Raw genomic sequence first — 2,817 nt, forward strand, 5'->3', positions numbered from 1 at the left:
GCAACCTCGCCCGCGAAGCGCGCGAGCCCCGGATCGACGTCGGCGAACAGCGGCGCCCGGTCCTTGAGCTCCGTCACGATCCGCACCGCGACCTTGGGGCCGACGCCCGGCGCGCGGGAGACCGCCGCCTTGTCCTGCAGCGCGATCGCGGTGGCGAGATCGGAGGCTTCGAGCGTCGACAGCACCGCCAGCGCGACCTTCGTGCCGACGCCCTGCACGGTGTTGAGCAGCCGGAACCATTCGCGCTCCAGATCGGCCATGAAGCCGAACAGCTGGATGCGATCCTCGCGCACATGGGTCTCGATCGACAGCCGGGCGACCTCGCCCGCCTTGGGCAGCCGGCCCAGTGTGCGGCTCGAGCAGTGCACCACATAGCCGACGCCGCCGACGTCGAGGATCACCCAGTCCGGGCCGACCGAATCGACCTTGCCGGTGAGCTTGCCGATCATGCCGAGAGCCTCGCGGCGACGATGCGGGCGGCCGCGCCGCGGTGCTGGGCATGACAGATCGCGATGGCGAGCGCGTCGGCGGCGTCCGCCCCGCTGACGACCGCCTTGGGCAGCAGGATGGAGATCATCGCCTGGATCTGGCGCTTGTCGGCGTGGCCGGCCCCCACCACGGTCTTCTTGATCAGGTTCGGCGAATATTCGGCGACCGGCACGCCGCACAGCGCCGGGACCAGCATGGCGACGCCGCGCGCCTGGCCGAGCTTGAGGGTCGCGGCGGGGTTGGCGTTGACGAAGGTCTCCTCGACCGCAGCCTCGTGGGGCGCGTGGGCGGCGATCACCGCCGACAGCCCCTCATGCAGCAGCGCGAGCCGGCGGGCGAGGTCGATCGCGTCGTCCGGCTTGACCACGCCCGCGGCCACGAAGGACAGGCGCGAGCCCTCGACGCCGATCACCCCCCAGCCGGTGCGGCGGAGTCCGGGGTCGATGCCGAGGATGCGAATCGGGGCGAGGCTCATGGGGCGAGCATAGCCGCGCAGAGGTTGACGGAACACAAGCGGAACGGAGCCGCCCTCACCCGTAGCGGCGGGCGGCCTCGATGGTCAGCCCGGCGCCCACAGCGCCGAAGGTGTCGCCCTCGATCGCGCGCGCGGCCGGAACCGCGCCGAGGATCGCCTGACGAACATGCGGAATGCGGGTCGAGCCGCCGGTCAGGAACACCGCGTCGATGCGGACGGCCGCGATCCCGGCGGCGATCAGGCAGCGCGCGATGCGCTCCCGGATCTTCTCGGCGAGCGCATGAGTGTGCCGCTCGAAGGCGTCGCGGCGGATGCCCGCCTCGAGGCCGCTCTCCACCCAGCCCAGCGGCAGGGTGGCCTCATCCTGCTCCGAGAGCCGGATCTTGGCGCTCTCGACCTCGGCCGCGAGCCCGTGGCCGCGCTCGTCGTCGATGACCCGGATCAGCCTGTCGAGCAGTTCGGGCCGCGCCGCCTCGCGTCGCACCTCCCTGATCTGCCGGACGGCGCGTCCGTCGTAGAGCTTGTTGATGCTCGACCAGGTGGCGAGCTCGTGGAAATAGGTCGAGGGCACCTCGAGCTCGGCGCGCTTCATCGGCGAGCCGTAGCCGAGCAGCGGCATCACCGCCCCGAGGCTCAGTCGCCGGTCGAAATCGACGCCGCCGACCCGCACGCCCTCATTGGCCAGGATGTCGGCGGCGCGGTCCTCGCGGGCGTGGCGGTCCGGCCCGAGGCGGATCACCGAGAAGTCCGAGGTGCCGCCGCCGATGTCGGCGATCAGCGCAAGCTCTTCGCCCGCCACGCCGCGCTCATAGTCGAGCGCGGCCGCGACCGGCTCGTACTGGAACGACACCTCCCGGAAGCCGAGCGACAGCGCGATCTCGCGCAGCGTCTCCTCGGCCCGCGCGTCGCCCTCCTGGTCGCCGTCGACGAAATGCACCGGGCGGCCGTGGACCACGGCGTCGAGCGGGCGGCCCGCCGCCGCCTCGGCGCGGCGCTTCACGATGGCCAGGTAGCGGGCGATGACCTCGCGGAACTTGACGCGTTCGCGGCCGACCTGCGTCGCCTCGTCGATCAGCCCCGTGCCGAGCACGGATTTGAGGCTGCGCATCAGCCGGCCGGGCTCGCCGTCCAGATAGGCGCTCATCGCCGCGCGCCCGACCTTCGCCTCCGTGGTGGGGGCGAAGAAGATCGCGCTCGGTATGGTGGTCTCCTCGCCCTCCAGCCGGACGAGCGCGGGCCGGCCCGCCTCGTGGAGGCCGAGCGTGGTGTTGGAAGTGCCGAAGTCGAGTCCGCAGGCTGTCATGGCGCCCGTGTCGCGCAGGATTCCCCCGATTGCGATTGGACGAAGCGCCGCGCCGCGGCGCCGCCGGCTAAAGGACGGGTCGTCGGCGTGCGCGAGCCGGTGCTAGATGGACGCCCCTCCGCCGGCCTCCCCATGACGCTCGCCCTCGCCATCGCCATCGCGCTGCTTTCCGGCGTCGTCCGCGGCTTCTCGGGCTTCGGCAGCGCGCTGATCTTCGTGCCGCTGATCTCGGCGCTCTACGACCCGGCGCGGGCGACGCCGACGTTCTGCCTGATCGACGCTGCCCTGATGGCTCCGATGGCGCTGCGCGCCTTCGGGCGCTGCCACTGGGCGGAGGTCGCCCCGATGGCGCTGGCCACGGCGGCCTTCACGCCGCTCGGCGTCTATGCGCTGGTGGCGGTCGATCCCGTGACGTTGCGCTGGGCGATCGCTTTGCCGGTATGGTTCGGCGGGGTGCATCCGAAGTATCGGACGCCGTTCCGCTCGATCGTGTTCTTCGTGCCGATCGCGATCCTGTTCGCGGTGTCGACCCCGCTCGACCAGACGATCA

4 protein-coding genes are annotated in these 2,817 nt (G+C 71.9%); 1 reads left to right on the forward strand and 3 read right to left on the reverse strand.

The features are described from left to right. The 3 genes from ruvA to ACIKT0_RS16445 all read right to left on the reverse strand — a co-directional run. Nucleotides 1-449: Holliday junction branch migration protein RuvA (gene ruvA / locus ACIKT0_RS16435; RefSeq protein WP_407106458.1), on the reverse strand; the 449-nt coding region annotated here is incomplete at its 3' end. Next, nucleotides 446-964, reverse strand: coding sequence for a crossover junction endodeoxyribonuclease RuvC (gene ruvC / locus ACIKT0_RS16440; protein ID WP_407106459.1), 519 nt, complete (start codon nt 962-964; stop codon nt 446-448). The genes ruvA and ruvC, both read right to left, overlap by 4 nt. Before the next feature lie 55 nt (nt 965-1,019). After that, nucleotides 1,020-2,267 (reverse strand): Hsp70 family protein, encoded by a 1,248-nt coding sequence (locus ACIKT0_RS16445; protein ID WP_407106460.1) that lies wholly within the window; start codon nt 2,265-2,267, stop codon nt 1,020-1,022. Nucleotides 2,268-2,399: 132 nt separating this feature from the next. Here ACIKT0_RS16445 and ACIKT0_RS16450 point away from each other — a divergent pair. Beyond that, a partial coding sequence (locus ACIKT0_RS16450) for a sulfite exporter TauE/SafE family protein (RefSeq protein ID WP_407106461.1) occupies nt 2,400-2,817 on the forward strand: 418 nt, incomplete at its 3' end.

The sequence above is a fragment of the Hansschlegelia beijingensis genome (assembly GCF_045505405.1).
GTDB classification, from domain to species: Bacteria; Pseudomonadota; Alphaproteobacteria; order Rhizobiales; family Methylopilaceae; genus Methylopila; species Methylopila beijingensis_A.